A 14,922-nucleotide genomic window follows, 5' to 3' on the forward strand; every position below is an offset into this window, starting at 1 on the left:
GAGGTCGAGATGAAGCTCGTCACGCGCGCAGCGCTCAGCTGGCCGCCGTCCGCCGCCGACCCCGCCAGCCCGAGCCGTGGGCTGGTCATCCACTACGACAGCAGCGATCAGGGGCTCGCCCGCAAGCCGCATTCCGCCTGTCTGGCGTACTGGCGGAGGACCCGGGCCTTTCACATGGGCCCGTCCCGCGGCTGGAGCGACCTGGGCTACTCGTGGGGGGCCTGCCCGCACGGCTACATCCTGGAGGGCCGCGGCCTGGGCCGCTACCAGGCCGCGCAAGGCACGACGGCGGGCAACCGCGACTGGTACTCGGTGACCCTGATGTCCGGCCCGAACGAGGACCCGACCCCCGAGCAGATCGACGCCGTCCGCCAGCTCCGGGCCTGGCTGATGAGCAAGGGCCTCGGCGCGGCAGTGAAGGGGCATCGCGACTTCTTCAGCACGAGCTGCCCCGGCGACCGACTGTACCGCCTGGTCAAAGGCGGGACATTCAGCAGATCACCCGAGGAGGGGGACGACGACGTGAGCGCGAAGGACGTGTGGACCTACGAGATCAAGGTCCCGTTCGGGACCAAGGAGAACCCGGAGTGGCAGGCCAAGAGCTTGCTCCTCAACAACAACGAGCGGATCCGCGGCCTGGAGGAGAAGGTAGGCGAGCTGACCGCGCTCGTCCGCGAGCTGCTGAAGGAGAAGTCATGAGCGATGCGAACAAGAAGGCGATCCGGACTGCGCTTCAGACGGCGGTGGGTATCGCCGTGGCGCTGCCGGCCATCGTCGCGGCGTCCGGCATCCCAGAGGCGCTGCCGTGGGTGGCGGGCGCCCTGGCCGTCGCGGGCGGCTTCGCGCGGGTGATGGCACTGCCCGCGGTCCAGCGGCTGCTGCCGTCGTGGCTGCGGACGGACGTGCCGCAGGGGTAGCCTGACGCCAGGATTCGATCGCCCCGATCGAGCGCCATCGGCGCGCTGCTTCGGCCGAGGGGAGCATGAGGCCCCGGTCCTCTTCGGAGGATCGGGGCCGTCTTTCGCTATGGCGCAGGGAAGTTATCGACCTCGGTGAGGGTCGCCAGATCCACGATCTTGGCCACCTCCTGCACGCTGGTGCAGTATGCGATCAGGTAGCGGACATCGCCGTACCAGCGCTGGACACGTAGCATCGACCGCGAGTCGAGCACGACCGCCTCGACCTCGTGGCCGTCCTGGCTGACCCAGCGCCCCATCCGGACAGGATACGAAGCCCGACACGACGTCGTTCCTCGCAGGTGCAGGGGTCTTACGCGAAAGCCATTGCCCGGCCTATCGCGTAGCCGTACTGTCACGCTAGGCAGTTGACCTAGGCGAGGAGATCACCGCCATGAGCGCAGCATGGGGCAAGCACGAGGACCCGGACAGCCCCAAGGACGAACCCCTCGACGCCAGTTCTGGCGGGACCGGCAGCAACGACGACGAAAACCGCACTAGCACCGGCAAACACGGTAAGGACGACAAAGGCGGCGACGGTACGAAGTGACCGAAGCCAGGACCGACCACCGCATCGATCGACTGATCACCGCCCTCGATCCGGAGGGAGATATCAGCGACAGCGTCAAGGCCGCAGTCCGCGCCGTTTGGCGGGATCAGTTCATCCCCCCGGTCGGGCTCATCGCACGGCCACAGCCCCACCTGATCGACCGCGACACCGACCCGGACGAGTGGTGGGACGCCGTCTACTCCGACACCAGCATCGTCACCCAGCTCGACGACGGCGCGACCGACCTGAAGACCCTGTCCAGTGGCTACACCTCATCGGCCTCCGCCCCTAGCACCGTCGCCGATCTGCTCCAGCGCCTCGATCTGCAAGCCGGACACCGGGTTTTGGAGATCGGCACGGGCACCGGGTGGACCGCCGCCTTGTTGTCCCACCTCGTCGGCGAGCAGAACGTCACATCGATCGAGGTCGATGCGGCGGTAGCCGAGCAGGCCGCGAAGAACCTTTCCGCCGCCGGCCACACCCCGCATCTGATCCTCGGAGACGGCACCCAGGGCGCACCGGATCGCGCGCCGCATGACCGGGTACATGTCACCTGTGGCATCCGCAGCGTGCCGTACGCGTGGGTCGAGCAGACCCGCCCCGGCGGTGTCATCGTCGCCCCTTGGTGCCCGAACTTCGGCACCAACCACCTGGTGCGGCTCGTCGTCGTGCCAGACGGCACGGCGCACGGCCGGTTCCCCGGTTTCGCCTCCTACATGCCGTTGCGGTCTCAGCGGGCCGTGGCCGACCGCGCCGCTCCCAGCGACGAGTGCAAGCACCACTTCACCACGCGGGTAGACCCCCGGACCATCGCCTACGCACCGGCCGGGGCGGACCTGGCGATGGCGGCGCTGACCGGGCTCACCTCACGCAGCGCCTCTGGCAGCGACGACGACGGCGAACTGCACCGCGTATGGGTTTCAGACCCGGCCTCGGCGTTCTCGTGGGCGGCGGCCGTGTGGCGTCCTGGCGCCGAAGAGTACAAGGTCTACCAGGTCGGTGACCGGCCACTATGGGATGAGGTCGTTGACGCCTACTTCCGGTGGGTGGCATGGGGCGAGCCCGGCCGGGACCGGTTTGGGATGACCGTCACCCCGGACGGACAACAGGTGTGGCTAGACACCCCTGAACAGGTGATCGGGTAGCAAGTGCGCCGCCCGCGAGGGCGGCTGCCGACCTCCTCGTTCCCTGGTACGACAACGGCCCTGCGCCGTAGCCTGATGATGTCGAAGCCGTCAGGAAGGGCAGGGCCATGAACGACGCTAGCACGACCATCGGACAACGTCTCCGATCCCTCCGTGCCGCGCGAGGGCTGACGCAAGCCGAACTCGCCGAGGCCGCCGAAGTCTCAATCGACCTCGTCTCCAAACTCGAACGCGACGTACGCGAAAGCATGAGCTGGGCCAGCATGGCGAAGCTGGCGCGGGCGCTCGACGTGGACCCCGGGGTCATCGCCGGGAAGGGCAGCCGTCTCAACCCGGCGCCCGGCGGTACGGTCCTCACTGTGCGGGATCTGGTCATCGCCCCTGATCTTCTCCCAGACGTCGCGCCGACGCACGACGGAGAACCGCCAACGGCTGAGGAGCTGTGGCGCCTCGTGGAGCGCGCTTACGGGGCGTACTTCAGTGGAGAGTTCGGGGTGCTCGCCGCGGACCTCCCCGACCTCGTCGCCCGATGCCGCTGGCTCCAGGCCGCCGACCTGGTCGCCGCCGCGGGCCCCCTGGCGCACGCCTGGCAGCTTGCCGCGTGCCTCCTGGTTCACACAGGCCGCGACGATGCCGCATCCATCGCCGCGGAGCGCGCCATCTACGCCGCGCGGCACGGCGATGACGAGTGGCGGTCGGCCACCATGTACGGCACCTACTCATGGGTGCTGTTGCACCAAGGGCGCCTCACCGAAGCGGAGCACCTCGCCGCCACGCAGGCCGACAAGATCGAGATCGCGATCTCCCGGGCGCAGCCGCAGCAGATCACCGCGTGGGGTGGCCTGATCCTTCATGCGGCCGTGGCCGCCGGAGGACGCGGAGACGCGGACCGGGCGCTGGATTATCTGCGGACCGCGGCGGCCGGCGCCGCCCGCGCTGGGGAGGACCGGCACGACTACTGGGTGTCGTTCGGACCATCGCACGTGGCGGTACAGCAGGCGCACATCATGACCGCGCTGGGCCGCCCGGAGGCCGCGCTCAAGGCCGCCCGCACCGTGGACAGTGGGTGTCTCTTCACAGTCCAGCACGGCCGTCACCTGCTCAACGTCGGCCGGAGTCTCTTGGAGCGGCGGCGGGTCGATGATGCGGTGGAGGTGACGGCGAGGGCGCAGTCCATGAGTCCAGAGTGGTTCCGCCACCAGCAATTTGCGAAGTCTCTGGCGCTGGATCTGGCCGACCGGAAGAGCCGAATCACCGGCCCCCTTCGTCAAGTCGTCCGGGCGTTCGATCCGGTGGTGTGACCCGGACAGCATGTCCGGGTTCCGCTACTGAGCGCGATCGAGAGCTGACGCGCTGTCCGTGTTCCTGATCCGGCTGCGGGCGTACTGTCCTGCCATGAGCACCCGGGACACGGACCTCCACGGCTGGCCGGCCGAAGAAGAAGGCGAACTCGGCCAGCTCCAGGCCCGCCACCCGAAGTGGCGGATCTGGCGGGGACTCGATGACCGCTGCCGGCCCACAGGCTGGCACGCGACACGAGAGCCCGGCGAACGCGTGGACGCGGAGACCTTCAGGGAGCTCGACAGGATGCTCACTGGGCAGGAATCCACCGGAGAGATCACATGACCCTCAATGCGACGGGATCTCTATCTCGACACGGTCGGCTGGGAACACCTGGACGGCTCCGCTGCGATCCAGCACGATCACCGGCACACCCTCGTCCATGCGGAATTGCCGCCGCTCCTCCGGCGTCGGCATCCGCACTCGGAGACGCGCCGGGCCCTCGACTCGTTCGACCTCCGGCTGCGCGGGTTCGCGGACATATGAGCCCTGACCGCGGACCGTGCGGATCAGTCCTTCACCGCGCAAGATCTGAAGAGCGTCACGAACGGTGTCCTTGCCGACGCCCCACTCGCTCGCAAGACGATCCTCGGCGGGCAGTCGCTCGCCAGGGCGCAGGGCGCGAGACGTTATCCGCTCGCGCAGGTCGTCGGCGATCTGGCGGTAGGCCGGTACGTAGGATGCGGGGTCGATCGGCACTCCGTGATCGCATCATGCCTATTGGCTGCTTCCCGTATTGGCCAATAGGCCAATACGGTGACCGGCCGAGGGGAATCTCGTGATCGCGCTTCCTCACGACGATGACCTCCTCCTGGTATGGGATGTGGAGGCGGGCGAGTGTGGGGGAGGGGGCGTGCACGACTCCCGCGACGCAGCCGAGACAGCGATGCTGGACACCCTCGACTCCCACCCGGAGGGCCGCGGACGCGTCCGGTACGCGCGGCTCGTGCCCGCCCCTCACGGAAGCATCGGCGACTACCGGTACGGCTCGACCCTCATCACCGCGCACCGGGCGGACGGCGAGACCGTCTCCGTCGTCGGCGACGCATGGGAGGACACCCCATGATCGGGTACGGCGGCGTGGCGCGGGCATGGGCGCCGCCGTACCGTACGGCGGGCCGCCGAGGGCCCGCCCGGCGCGGGCGGGTACGAGATGACCTCCCCGCCCGCGCCCACCAGACTGCGCGGCAGCCCCACCCACCCCCGGGTCCCTGCCGCGCCGCACAGGGAGCCATCGACCCCTGTGCCCGCGCGGGCGGGCGGCCCTCCACACCACGACCCGCCGCCCGCCCGCGCACTCCCCGGCGAGGCGTGCAATGGACCCATTGACCCCCACTCAGCGCGCCCACCTCACCTCGATGGAGAACACCTTCCCCGGCTGGGCCCTCCTTGTACGCGACGGCTGGTGGTGGGCCACCCTGCGTGTCCCACCCACACCGGAGCAGAAGGCGGCCGGCGTACTCCACGACTTCGCTCGGGCAGGGCCAAACGAACTCCTGGCCGCCCTCATTGTGCAGCGCGGCATTCTGGTCCGCCTGGGCGCCACCTGACCACGGAGACCGAGCAACGTGACCATTGGTCCAAACGATTTTTGTGCGACATGTAGACACATGACGTGCCGCGGCCCCGGAAAGTGCCGGGACTGTCCCCTCTGCAACGGAGCTTTCAAAAAGAAACCCAGCATTAAGAAGCAGTTGAAGAAGCTGCCCCCGCCGAAACCACCGAAGAAGTAGGACGTATGGGCATCCAATGGGAGCAGCTACCGCAGCAGCTCCGCGACGACGTGGAAACACACCTCGGAGTGGTCCTCAAGACCGCCGCCCCGGCTCGCGGGCACGTACCCGCCGCAGGGATCCGCCTCCTACACGAGAACCGTAGGAGCACGTGGCTCAAGGCGTGCCCCGCGCGCCACCCCATCGCCCGCATCTACGAGCGGGAGCGCCAGGTCGGCCTGGTCCTGCCCGTCGCGGTGCCCGCTCCGCGGATGCAGTGGTCCAGCACCGCGCATGGATGGATCGCGATGGTCCACACGTTCGTCGAGGGGCGGCAGGTGGATCTAACGCCCGGGTCGCTGGACGTTTCGACCGTGCTGGCGGAGATCGCGCGCCTCGGCGACCTACTGACGCCATGCCCGCCCGGCGTGCCGTCACTGTCCGACCACATCGGCAATCTGCTCGGACGAGCCCACGCGATACTCGATGATCAGACCGTCATGCCCGCAGGCGACCGGGCGATGTACGCAGACGTGCTCGACGGATTCGACGTAGAAGCCCTGAAGGGCGACACACTGCTGCACTTCGCGCTGCACCCCGGCGTGCTCCGCATGGTCGGTTCGCCCGGGGCCGGCCCCAGCATGTTCATGTTCGACTGAGGCTTCGCCTGCCAGGGCCCGGCATGGGTCGAGCTCGTGATGTTCGGCCCCTGGTTGATCTATGCGGGCCACACGGCGCGGCGGACCGAGTCCCTGCTGGCGAACCTCGCCGTGTGGCAGGCCGCACCGGATGATCAGGTGACCAGGCTGATCGCGCTGTGGACGCTGTTCCGCCTCTACAAGGCCGCGGTGGGGCCGGCGTCCAGCCAGGCCACGTACCAGCATGCGGCCCGGTCCGGCCGCTCGTGGCTGCGACATCGGATCGCCTGACGCCACCGCCCGCCATCGTCCGGCCGCGCCTGTACTGGCCCGCCGGACACCGACTGATCAGAGACCCCCAGGATACGACCTCATGACTACAAATTCCCGCCGCCCGCGAATCGGCAGGCCGAAGCGGATCGTCTCGTTCGCTGAGTACGCCGCGCATCATTACGCTCAGCGCCGCAGCATTGCCCAACGGTTCGCCCTCGTCTATGGGACACCACTCCTGTGCGCCGGCCTCGGAGCCCTGCTGCGCCTGCTCGCCGACGGCGAATATCGTTCTGCGGCCTTGGTGTTAGCCGCGCTGGTCGCGTGCGAGGTGATCGCGTACGCCTTCAACGGGAAGGCGCTCAAATCGCGGCTCGCCATCGAGGACTCCAGCATCCTGCCCTATCAAGCCGGCCTCTCCATCACGCTTTCTGGGCCGGTGCGGGAGGCGTGGGACAGGGCGAGGGCGGTGTTGTCCCAGGGCCGCCGGGGTACCGCGCTGCTCTACCAGGCGGATGCCCCACCCGGCCACACTCATGACGGGATGTGCCTGGCCCGCTGGTCGGTTGTGACGCTCTCCGTGAAGGCAGATGGGGCCTTCCGCAACGTGATGATGGTGGGGCATGATCTGCTGCACCAGGCCGACCTGGCGCTGCTGCGGGTCGTGCTGGCCCGCGGGGCACGCCGCGCCATCCTCAGCGGGTGGTGGGCCATCGGATACCTGCTCCTGAACGTCTTCGGGTACTTCGCCGTCGGCGTGCTGGCCCCCGCCTCACCCAGAGAAGCGATCACGCTTGCGATCGTGGTACGTGTGGCGTTCCTGGCCCACGCCTGGGGAATCGAGCTGGCCAGCGACAAGGCCGCGATCGTGGCCCACGGTGACCATATCGCCGACCTCGTGGACATCCAGGCCCGGTGCGCACGGTGCCGGCGAGCGGAGCCATGGTGGCGGCGCGTCGTGAGCGCGCTGCTCGCGCCCCAGCCCATCGTCCCACCCGCGTGGCTGCGCATCTGGCACGGCCACCGCGTCCGTCGCGCTGCGTCACCCACCTGAGACCCCTCGGCGGGGTGCATCACGTCCCAGGCTCCGCACCCCGCCGAGGCCAACCAAAGTGCGAGGCGAGACCATGCGGCCAGTGCCCTATCCATACGCCTTCGGGCCCAGCGACCGCCTCGCCACCTGCCGTCACTGCGGCCGAGACATCTACGGGATCTACACGCCCTACGCCTACAACTGGCGACTCGCGGGCGCAGACCAAAACGGTCATCCGATACCGCTTCTGAGCGAGGACACCTGCGTCCCGGGCCAAAGCCAGCCGCCGACGATGCCACTCCCGCACGAACCGGAGAAGGAAGCAGACCCCTCGGCAGCTCGGCCTGGGAAGTTGAGCGTCGAGGGGCCTACTTCGGTGCAGCCACTGTAGAACAGCCGTACTACCCCCGACTACCCCAGAGGCTAGCTATGGCTGGGTAGAGGCGGACGCATAGGCTCTGCCCATGATCGACAGGGAGGGGCCGATCCCGCCGTACCAGCAGATAGCCGCAGCGTTGCGTAAGCGGATCGAGGCCGGAGAGATTCCGCCGGGCCGCCGTATCCCATCCCTGGTAGAGATGGAGCAGGAGTTCGGCGTGGCCCGTGACACCCTGCGCAAGGCCGTGCAAGTCCTCAAGGACGAACGCCTGGTGGAGACCGTGAGCGGCATGGGCATCTATGTAGTCCAGCACAGCGAGGACGGCGGAGTGCCGGGTGCTTCGTGAGTTGGGCCGCGCGGCCGGCGCCTGGGACGGACTTCCCGACCGCGCGGGGCCCTCGCCTATTCGCCTTCTGGGCGAGACAGGATCGTAACGAGCGCTCGGTTGAGTCGGCATCCGTAAATGTGCCTATTTCTGCGCATTATGCGCTACCGGATGGCAGTAGCGAACACGTCAGGGCCGTCCTCCCCCAGACTGCGAGCCCTTCGCCAAACCAGCCGGCCAAACCGTACCGCGAGCGCCAGGAGGACGATGGTGCACTTCATGTCGTCTCCCCCTGGAGGAGCTCGCGGGCCCGGGCGTGTGGACAGCGAGGTTCGGTCTGTGTCCAACCGTGCGCCTTGCAGTGGCCGTGGTGGTCGTACTGGCACTCGTCCGGATCGGCGAGGTCGCGGACCAGGGTGCGCACCCGCCCGATCTCGGCGAGCAGGCCGGGCAGCATGTTGCGCGCGGCGGCGATCAGCTCGGCGATGTCGCGTCGCAGGTCGTCATCCTCGCCGTCCCGCTCACCACGATCCCATGTGTCCACGTAGCGCTCGTACAGGAGCTGGCTGGCCAGGTAGGCACTCGGCGTGCTGTACCCGGCGATCTCTCCGCGCGCATCGCGGGTGATGTGAGTCAGCGCGGACTCCTGCCACACTTCAATCCGGCCCTCACAGTCCGTGGCGTGCCACGGGCCGACCGGGAGCCGGTCGAGTAGCGCGCGCAGCTTGTCGAGCTGCTCGGCGGTCGGCGCGGTCATCGAGCACCTCCTGCGGGGAGGTCTCGCCGCCTGATCTTCGTCATTGCGGCGTCTCCTTGTTGGGCGGTGTCTCCTCGGTGGCGAACGCCTCGTTGAGCACGCTGTGCGGGACGCCGTTGAAGTCGCTGGGGTCGCCCTGGTGCCCAGTTGCGCAGCGCCTCACGAGGGTGACCGCGGTCCTGTGGAGCCGATCGGCCCGGCGGCGGAGGTTGGTGTGCCGTGCCTCCGAAATGAAGATCACGGCCAGCGCGGTGAGGAGCATCCACCATCGCCAGTCTGTATGGTCCAGAGTCCAGGCGGTGGCGACGATCGCGCCGATACCGGCCAGGTATAGGAGTAGGTCAAGGGCTCGCGCTCCACGTGTGGTCATGCTGTCTCCCTGCTTTGTGTCTGAGCGGCGCGCTCGCGCCGGTAGAGGGCCGTGCCAACGATGGCCAGCGCAGTGCCGACCGCCATCGTGGCGCCATTCGTGGTCATATTGGTCCCGCGGGCCAGATCGGCGGCGGCGAGCGCCACGCCCAAGAGCGCCGACAGACAGCCTGCGAACAGCAGGTACGACACGAGCCTGTCCATCAGCTCTCCCCTGCGGGGTGGATCACGCGCCCGTCACGGACCACCATGAGGGCGCCGGGGCCGGCCTCCATCCACGCCTCCATGATCGGGTCGTCGGGCATGCCGGGGGCGTAAGCTCCCGCTGCGTCGGCGTCCTGGGCGGTGTGCGCCAGGAGGAGCAGCTCCACGCCGAACCTGCCGCCGGTCACGAGGTATGTCTCGCCCCATGCGGCGACGTCCAGGGCCTCGTAGTGGACGTGCAGGATGTCTCCGGCGCGGGCCGGGTACCACGGCGCGGACGTGAGGGCCTCGTAGCCGTCCTTGATCGCGCCGAGCTCGCCGTCGATGTCGCGACGGCGCTTGGCATCATCTGCCCGTGCCAGCGGGCTTCGCTGATCGGTCATCAGGGTCTCCTTGAGGAAAGGGCCGGACGGCGGTTGCCGCTCGGCCGGACGGTCAGGCGGCGAGACCGCCGCCGGTGTCGATCCGCGAGGAAGCGTGGCTCGCGTTGATCACTCGTACGACTCGCTGGATGGTGATGGTCGTCGGAGCGGGCGATCACGCTGGCGGTAGTTCTCTGCGCGTACGGCTTCGCGGGGCCATGCGGCGCGGCGGCGGGGGCGGATCGACGCGTTCCGCGGTGATGTGGATCGGCGATGGGGTTGCCCTTGGCGGGTAGTCGATGGCCAGGAGGGTGAACACTTGCCGCCCACCCCCTTCACGGTGACGCAGGCGGGTGACGGTGCCTACGGTGAGTCGCGGGTCGGCGGCGAGCAGTGGGAGCAAGATGGAGAGGATGTGCTCCACATAATCGGGATCGTCGTCCATGATCCGAATCTGCGGCATGATCAACCCACCTTCCGCTCACGTACACCGGCCTCGACGAGGCGTACGCGGCGGCGCTCGCGTAGCGAGACCACCCCAAGCCGGGCGCGCTGTTCCTCCAACAGCGCCTTGCCCTTCGCCATGAGCTGGTGGACGGCCTGCTTGCTGACCCCGAGGATCCGGCCGATCTCGCCGATCGAGTAGTCGCCGCCTTCCCGTGCGGCCCGGCCCGCGCGGGCGATGGCCCGCAGCTTCGTCTCGCGCAGGGCCTCGGCGAGCTCGTCGATGTAGACGAGGTTGGCCGGGTCGGAGGCGGCGTGGTCCTCCATGCGCCTCAAGAAGCGGACGAGATTGGCGGCGAGTTCGGCGGGCTCGGTCACCCGGTCGCGGCGACTCATGACGCAGTCCGGCCGTTGCGGACGACAGCGAGCAGCGCCGACGGGATGACCCAGCGGTCCCGCTTGAGCCGGGCCGCCGGGTTGCGGTCGCACACGTCGTCGGCGTTGATCCGCAGGCGAACGGTGAGGCCCGCGATATCACCGCGCACGCACAGCCGGGCACGCTCTACGCCGCGGACGAGCTCCATCCTCAGCTCGGGATCCCGCATGTGCGCGACCACATCCAGCGCCACCCGAAGCTGGTCGGTCGGCGGGATGAGGGGGCGCCCGTGGGGGCTGAAGTCGATCTCGATGGACCGCCACGGCAAAGGCGATGGACCGCCACGGCAAAGGCACCGCAGGGTTGGCGTCCAGCAGATCGGCCAGGGCCCGCAGCCCGGCGGTATAGGCGGTGCGTTCGGTCACGATGTAACTCCCCGCTGTGTGACCGGCGCGGGCCGCTGATCGCAGCACTCTTCGACGAAGCGACCGTGCGCGCACATCGATACCGGGTGGCTGCCGTCGGGCTCCTGGTACTTGAGCAGGAGCCAAGCCCGGGTGCCCAGTTCCTCCGCGAGCGCGAAGTTGTGGTTGCGGCCGACCGGGATGGCGAAGCGCACCCTCCCGTCCGCGTCCGCGGGCACCGCGCTGATACCGTCGTGGTGGTCCGTGATGCCGTAGACGGCGTATCCCCGCGAGATGAACTGGGCGGCGATCTCGCCGCTGAACATGGCCATCAGCGGACCACTCCGGCGTACCGCGCGCCGTACCTGCTGGCCACCACGCGCGCCACGTCCTCGATGCCGACTTCCGGCGGGATCTCGTCGGCGACCCCCCAGACCTTGCCGCGGCGGCCGTCATGGCACTCGACGATGCCGAACTGCCCGGCGGCCTCGGGTCGGCGGATCTTGCGGGCCGTGTCGGCGTCGATCGTCTCGACGATGATGCAGTGGCCGGTCAAGTCCGGTCGGCGCCTAGCGCGGGCCAGCGCGCGCATCCGCGCGCCCTTGTCGATACGGGCCAGCTCGCGGCGAGCCGTCTTGATCGGTCCGCCGAGCGCGTCGAGGACGGCGCGAGCCTCGCTGGCGAGGCCGGCCGTGTCGCCGCGTTCGGCGAAAGGCTGCCATTCGCCGTCGGCGGTGCGATGGTGGATGAGGTCGGTCATCGCGCTCACGACCGGCTGGATGGCCTCGAAGACGTGGTCCCGGTCGCCAGGGCTGTAGTCGGTGGTGGCGATGGCAGTGGGGGACTTGCCCATCGTCGGTCCTCTCAAAGGCTTGTGTTGGTGTTATCTAGTCATTGATTGACCTCCTTCAAGCCTTGAACACAGGCCACGAGGGCGGCTGCGGCACCTTGCACGCCAACGCCGCCGCCGACGTGATGCCCCGCCTCGAAGCACTGGCCTGCGCGGCCGGACTCAGCCGTGAAGCCGTCCACAGCCAGGTCGCCGCCGCCCTCGACGTCGTCGTACACCTGGTACGCGACCACGCCGGCGGGCGCCGCAGAGTGGCCGAAATCGGCCTGCTCAGCCGCCACCCCTCCGGCCTCGTCACAGTGGAGCCCGCCCTGACCTTCCCACCCGACGGCCGAGTCATCCCTGGCCCCAGCCTCCCCGCCCTCACCGACCGGCTCCCCACCGGCGCCCTCACAGACCTGCGCCCCTCGAACATCCGCTTCCCAGGGGCCGCCCCGGCGGCCCCGCGGCATCCGACAGACGACCGTATGAACCTAGGGCTTTGGGCAGCCGACCCTGCAGGTCCGCAGCCGCCAAAGGGTGATCCTGCACGGCCGCGTTTCTCGAACGGGGATCCCAAGGTCCCGCGGCTCCGGCAGAGCGATCCCGCAGGCCTGCGGCGATCAGAGGAAGCTCCTCCGGAGCTCCGGCTCCCAGAGGGCGGTCCCGGGAGCCCTCCATCTCCGGTTACTGACCGTATGGGCCCATGGCTCCCATCTGATCTTGTGGGGGCGGGGTCTCTAGAGGGGGATCCCAAGAGCCCGCAGCTTCGAGACGTTGATCGCATGAGCGGGGGGCTTCGGCAGGGTGATCCTGCAGGTCTGGGGCGATCAGAGGTAGCTGCTCCGGAGCTTCAGTTTGCGGAGGGCGGTCCCGAGGACTCCCGATTTCCGGTTGCTGCTCGTACGGCTCGGTGGCTTCCGGCTGGTGATTCTGCGTGGCCGGGGCCTTTAGAGGCAGATTCCAAGAGCCCGCAGCTTCGAGACGTTGATCGCATCAGCGGGGGGCTTCGGCAGGGTGATCCTCCACGCCTGCGGCCATCAGAGATCGCTCCTCCGTACGGCCAGCTTACGGAGGGCGGCCTTGCTGAGCGTACGAGTCCATGGCTTCGGGCTGGCGATCCTGCGGAGCCGGCGCTTTCGGAGCGCGATTCGGCGAGGCCAGGAACCCTGGAGGGTGGTTCTCAGGACCCATGGTTTGCAGACGACGGTGATGGTCCGGGGTGCTCGAGGTTTCCGGAGGAAGATGACAGAAGTCCGTGGTTTCGGGCGAGTGATCTTTCGGATTCGCGATCTTCCGGGAGTGCTCCCGCGAGATCAGGGAAACCGGAGGGTAGCCCTCCAAGTCCGTGGTTTGCGGATAACGGTTCCCCGAACCCACGGCTTCAAGATGGAGATCCTTTCGGCTATCGGTTGCCAAAGGGGGGACCGGACGGCTCGCGGATTCTGGAGGGTGATTCTTCGAGTTTGCGATCTTCGGAGGCTGTTCCAGTGAGGTCAGAGGCACCGGAGAGCAGCGCTCTGAGTCCGTGGTTTGCGGTCGACGGCTGCTCGAACCCACGACTTCAAGATGGAGATCCTCCGGGGCTTCAGCTTCCCAAGGGCGGTCCCGGTGGCTCACCGCTTCTGGCCACTGATCGGACGAGTCCGTGGTTTCGGGCTGGCGATGCTGCGGAGCCGGGGCATTCAGAGGTTGATTCGGTGAGGCCGGGGGTTCTGGAAAGTGGTTCTCCGGTTCCGTGGCTTGTGGATGACGATTGCCCGAGTCCACGGCTTCCAGACGGCGATCATATGAGCCCCGGGCTCCGACAGGATGATCCTCCGGGGCTGGGGTCTTCGGAAGGTGATTCGGCGAGGCCGAGGCTTCGGGAGAGTGGTCGGGCGAGTCCGCACTCGCCGGACGATGATCGTAAGAGCCCTGCGCTTCAGGAGGGCGAACCCGTAGGCGTACGGCTTGCAGACGTCGATTCCGCGCGCCTGCGTTTTCTGAAGCGTGATCGCACAGGCCCACAGTCATCAGAGGTCAACTACGCGGCCCCGCAGCTTCACGGCGACGTCTCCGCGTCGCGGCGTTCCCTGCGGGATGACCCCACACTGCGGCCGACAGCAGATGAACCCCCGCACCCGAACCCTCCGGAGGCGACCTCATGAGCGTCATGGCCATCGCCGCACTCGCCGCCCTGGCGGTGTGGATCTGGACCATGCCCGGCCCCGCCGCCGCCAGACTTTCCCGCCTCATCCCCGCCCGCCCTCCCCATTCACCTGATCCAGAAACCGCCACCCCTGATCCCGGCGGATTCCCGTCCCTCACTCCTCGACCGACGGTTTCCGGCACCCATGAATCCTTCACCGGCCGCCTATGGGGCAGCAGAGAGATGACCTCCACCCCCAGAACCCCCGCTTCTCCTGCACAGGGGCTGGTCACAGGCTCGGACGGGAGTTCTCCGCTCAAGGCGGCAGTGCCCCCATCTCGTGACCTCACCACGGCGCCGCTCGCTCAGACAGGCGGAGTTCCAGTCCCCACGCGGGCCGTTTCCATGGCGCTGCGCTCCCGCGCCGGCGCAGCGTCCCTCATTGGACCGCCCCCGCCGATCGGCCGCGCACCGGCCATAGATGCGTACAGGCATCCGATGGCGACTGCCGCACCCGACCCGCTCTTGTCCCTTGCCCGACGTCTGGCCATAGGTCTGCACGCCCGTGCGGATACGGCCCGAGCACCCAAGCCGGCCGTTTCCTCTGCTCGACAGTCGGCGACAGGACGGTACGGCCCTGCACACATGGGGCTCATCCCCAGACCCCCGGGTTCCGGTCCTGAACAGGCAGCCCCCT

Annotated in this window: 24 protein-coding genes; 13 read left to right on the forward strand and 11 right to left on the reverse strand. The window is 68.5% G+C overall.

From position 1 onward, the window contains the following. The first annotated feature begins 9 nt into the window (after positions 1-9). Together DP939_RS02675 and DP939_RS02680 are read left to right on the forward strand one after the other, a co-directional pair. Positions 10-699 carry a peptidoglycan recognition protein family protein gene (locus tag DP939_RS02675; RefSeq protein ID WP_113978455.1) on the forward strand — a complete coding sequence of 230 codons (690 nt, stop codon included), beginning with the start codon at positions 10-12 and terminating at the stop codon, positions 697-699. Continuing rightward, positions 696-917, forward strand: a complete 222-nt coding sequence (locus DP939_RS02680; RefSeq protein ID WP_113978457.1) for a hypothetical protein — start codon at positions 696-698, stop codon at positions 915-917. The genes DP939_RS02675 and DP939_RS02680 overlap by 4 nt, the downstream gene beginning before the upstream one ends. Before the next feature lie 107 nt (positions 918-1,024). Here DP939_RS02680 and DP939_RS02685 read toward each other — a convergent pair whose 3' ends face one another. Then, positions 1,025-1,216, reverse strand: a complete 192-nt coding sequence (locus DP939_RS02685; RefSeq protein WP_113978460.1) for a transposase — start codon at positions 1,214-1,216, stop codon at positions 1,025-1,027. Positions 1,217-1,350: 134 nt separating this feature from the next. Here DP939_RS02685 and DP939_RS45970 point away from each other — a divergent pair, with 134 nt between their 5' ends. The 4 genes from DP939_RS45970 (at position 1,351) to DP939_RS02700 (ending at position 4,277) form a co-directional block, all read left to right on the forward strand. Further along, a complete protein-coding gene (locus tag DP939_RS45970) occupies positions 1,351-1,506 on the forward strand; it encodes a hypothetical protein (RefSeq protein WP_158578440.1) in 156 nt (51 codons plus the stop codon). Continuing rightward, the gene (locus DP939_RS02690; protein ID WP_113978463.1) at positions 1,503-2,651 is read left to right on the forward strand and encodes a methyltransferase domain-containing protein; all 1,149 of its coding nucleotides are present in this window, start codon (positions 1,503-1,505) and stop codon (positions 2,649-2,651) included. Before DP939_RS45970 ends, DP939_RS02690 begins: the two co-directional genes overlap by 4 nt. A 107-nt stretch (positions 2,652-2,758) precedes the next feature. Beyond that, positions 2,759-3,952, forward strand: a complete 1,194-nt coding sequence (locus tag DP939_RS02695; protein WP_113978465.1) for a helix-turn-helix domain-containing protein — start codon at positions 2,759-2,761, stop codon at positions 3,950-3,952. Between the two features lie 94 nt (positions 3,953-4,046). Next, positions 4,047-4,277 (forward strand): hypothetical protein, encoded by a 231-nt coding sequence (locus DP939_RS02700; protein ID WP_147267843.1) that lies wholly within the window; start codon positions 4,047-4,049, stop codon positions 4,275-4,277. Positions 4,278-4,280: 3 nt separating this feature from the next. Here the strand turns inward: DP939_RS02700 and DP939_RS02705 are convergent, their stop codons facing one another. Next, positions 4,281-4,691 carry a GntR family transcriptional regulator gene (locus DP939_RS02705; RefSeq protein ID WP_113978471.1) on the reverse strand — a complete coding sequence of 137 codons (411 nt, stop codon included), beginning with the start codon at positions 4,689-4,691 and terminating at the stop codon, positions 4,281-4,283. A gap of 79 nt (positions 4,692-4,770) precedes the next feature. Here DP939_RS02705 and DP939_RS02710 point away from each other — a divergent pair, with 79 nt between their 5' ends. From DP939_RS02710 to DP939_RS02735, 6 genes are all read left to right on the forward strand, one after another. After that, a complete protein-coding gene (locus tag DP939_RS02710) occupies positions 4,771-5,058 on the forward strand; it encodes a hypothetical protein (protein ID WP_113978473.1) in 288 nt (95 codons plus the stop codon). Between the two features lie 250 nt (positions 5,059-5,308). Continuing rightward, positions 5,309-5,542, forward strand: coding sequence for a hypothetical protein (locus DP939_RS02715; RefSeq protein ID WP_147267844.1), 234 nt, complete (start codon positions 5,309-5,311; stop codon positions 5,540-5,542). A 188-nt stretch (positions 5,543-5,730) separates the two neighbouring features. Beyond that, the gene (locus tag DP939_RS02720; RefSeq protein ID WP_113978477.1) at positions 5,731-6,363 is read left to right on the forward strand and encodes a hypothetical protein; all 633 of its coding nucleotides are present in this window, start codon (positions 5,731-5,733) and stop codon (positions 6,361-6,363) included. A gap of 39 nt (positions 6,364-6,402) precedes the next feature. Next, positions 6,403-6,633, forward strand: coding sequence for a hypothetical protein (locus DP939_RS02725; RefSeq protein ID WP_113978479.1), 231 nt, complete (start codon positions 6,403-6,405; stop codon positions 6,631-6,633). A gap of 82 nt (positions 6,634-6,715) precedes the next feature. After that, complete coding sequence (locus DP939_RS02730; protein ID WP_113978482.1) at positions 6,716-7,666, forward strand: hypothetical protein; 951 nt, start codon at positions 6,716-6,718, stop codon at positions 7,664-7,666. Positions 7,667-8,109: 443 nt separating this feature from the next. Next, positions 8,110-8,370: a GntR family transcriptional regulator gene (locus DP939_RS02735; protein ID WP_113978485.1), complete on the forward strand. Its 261-nt coding sequence runs from the start codon at positions 8,110-8,112 to the stop codon at positions 8,368-8,370. A gap of 256 nt (positions 8,371-8,626) precedes the next feature. Here DP939_RS02735 and DP939_RS02740 read toward each other — a convergent pair whose 3' ends face one another. The 9 genes from DP939_RS02740 to DP939_RS02780 form a co-directional block, all read right to left on the reverse strand. Continuing rightward, the gene (locus DP939_RS02740) at positions 8,627-9,106 is read right to left on the reverse strand and encodes a hypothetical protein (RefSeq protein WP_113978487.1); all 480 of its coding nucleotides are present in this window, start codon (positions 9,104-9,106) and stop codon (positions 8,627-8,629) included. Positions 9,107-9,146: 40 nt separating this feature from the next. Next, entirely contained in the window at positions 9,147-9,476 is a 330-nt protein-coding gene (locus DP939_RS02745; RefSeq protein WP_147267845.1) for a hypothetical protein, read from the reverse strand. After that, on the reverse strand, positions 9,473-9,679 hold the full coding sequence (locus DP939_RS02750; protein WP_113978492.1) for a hypothetical protein: 207 nt from the start codon (positions 9,677-9,679) through the stop codon (positions 9,473-9,475). Before DP939_RS02750 ends, DP939_RS02745 begins: the two co-directional genes overlap by 4 nt. Then, positions 9,679-10,062: a hypothetical protein gene (locus DP939_RS02755; RefSeq protein WP_113978495.1), complete on the reverse strand. Its 384-nt coding sequence runs from the start codon at positions 10,060-10,062 to the stop codon at positions 9,679-9,681. Before DP939_RS02755 ends, DP939_RS02750 begins: the two co-directional genes overlap by 1 nt. 154 nt (positions 10,063-10,216) lie before the next feature. Continuing rightward, positions 10,217-10,504, reverse strand: a complete 288-nt coding sequence (locus DP939_RS02760; RefSeq protein ID WP_113978497.1) for a hypothetical protein — start codon at positions 10,502-10,504, stop codon at positions 10,217-10,219. A 2-nt stretch (positions 10,505-10,506) separates the two neighbouring features. Beyond that, the gene (locus tag DP939_RS02765) at positions 10,507-10,881 is read right to left on the reverse strand and encodes a hypothetical protein (protein ID WP_147267846.1); all 375 of its coding nucleotides are present in this window, start codon (positions 10,879-10,881) and stop codon (positions 10,507-10,509) included. After that, the gene (locus DP939_RS02770) at positions 10,878-11,189 is read right to left on the reverse strand and encodes a hypothetical protein (protein ID WP_113978502.1); all 312 of its coding nucleotides are present in this window, start codon (positions 11,187-11,189) and stop codon (positions 10,878-10,880) included. Before DP939_RS02770 ends, DP939_RS02765 begins: the two co-directional genes overlap by 4 nt. A 93-nt stretch (positions 11,190-11,282) precedes the next feature. Then, the gene (locus DP939_RS02775; protein ID WP_113978504.1) at positions 11,283-11,597 is read right to left on the reverse strand and encodes a hypothetical protein; all 315 of its coding nucleotides are present in this window, start codon (positions 11,595-11,597) and stop codon (positions 11,283-11,285) included. Then, positions 11,597-12,118 (reverse strand): hypothetical protein, encoded by a 522-nt coding sequence (locus tag DP939_RS02780; protein ID WP_113978507.1) that lies wholly within the window; start codon positions 12,116-12,118, stop codon positions 11,597-11,599. The genes DP939_RS02775 and DP939_RS02780 overlap by 1 nt, the downstream gene beginning before the upstream one ends. A gap of 95 nt (positions 12,119-12,213) precedes the next feature. Here DP939_RS02780 and DP939_RS49210 point away from each other — a divergent pair, with 95 nt between their 5' ends. Continuing rightward, the gene (locus DP939_RS49210) at positions 12,214-14,244 is read left to right on the forward strand and encodes a hypothetical protein (RefSeq protein ID WP_404828573.1); all 2,031 of its coding nucleotides are present in this window, start codon (positions 12,214-12,216) and stop codon (positions 14,242-14,244) included. Positions 14,245-14,922 lie beyond the last annotated feature (678 nt).

This window comes from Spongiactinospora rosea (genome assembly GCF_003315795.1).
Lineage (GTDB): Bacteria > Actinomycetota > Actinomycetes > Streptosporangiales > Streptosporangiaceae > Spongiactinospora > Spongiactinospora rosea.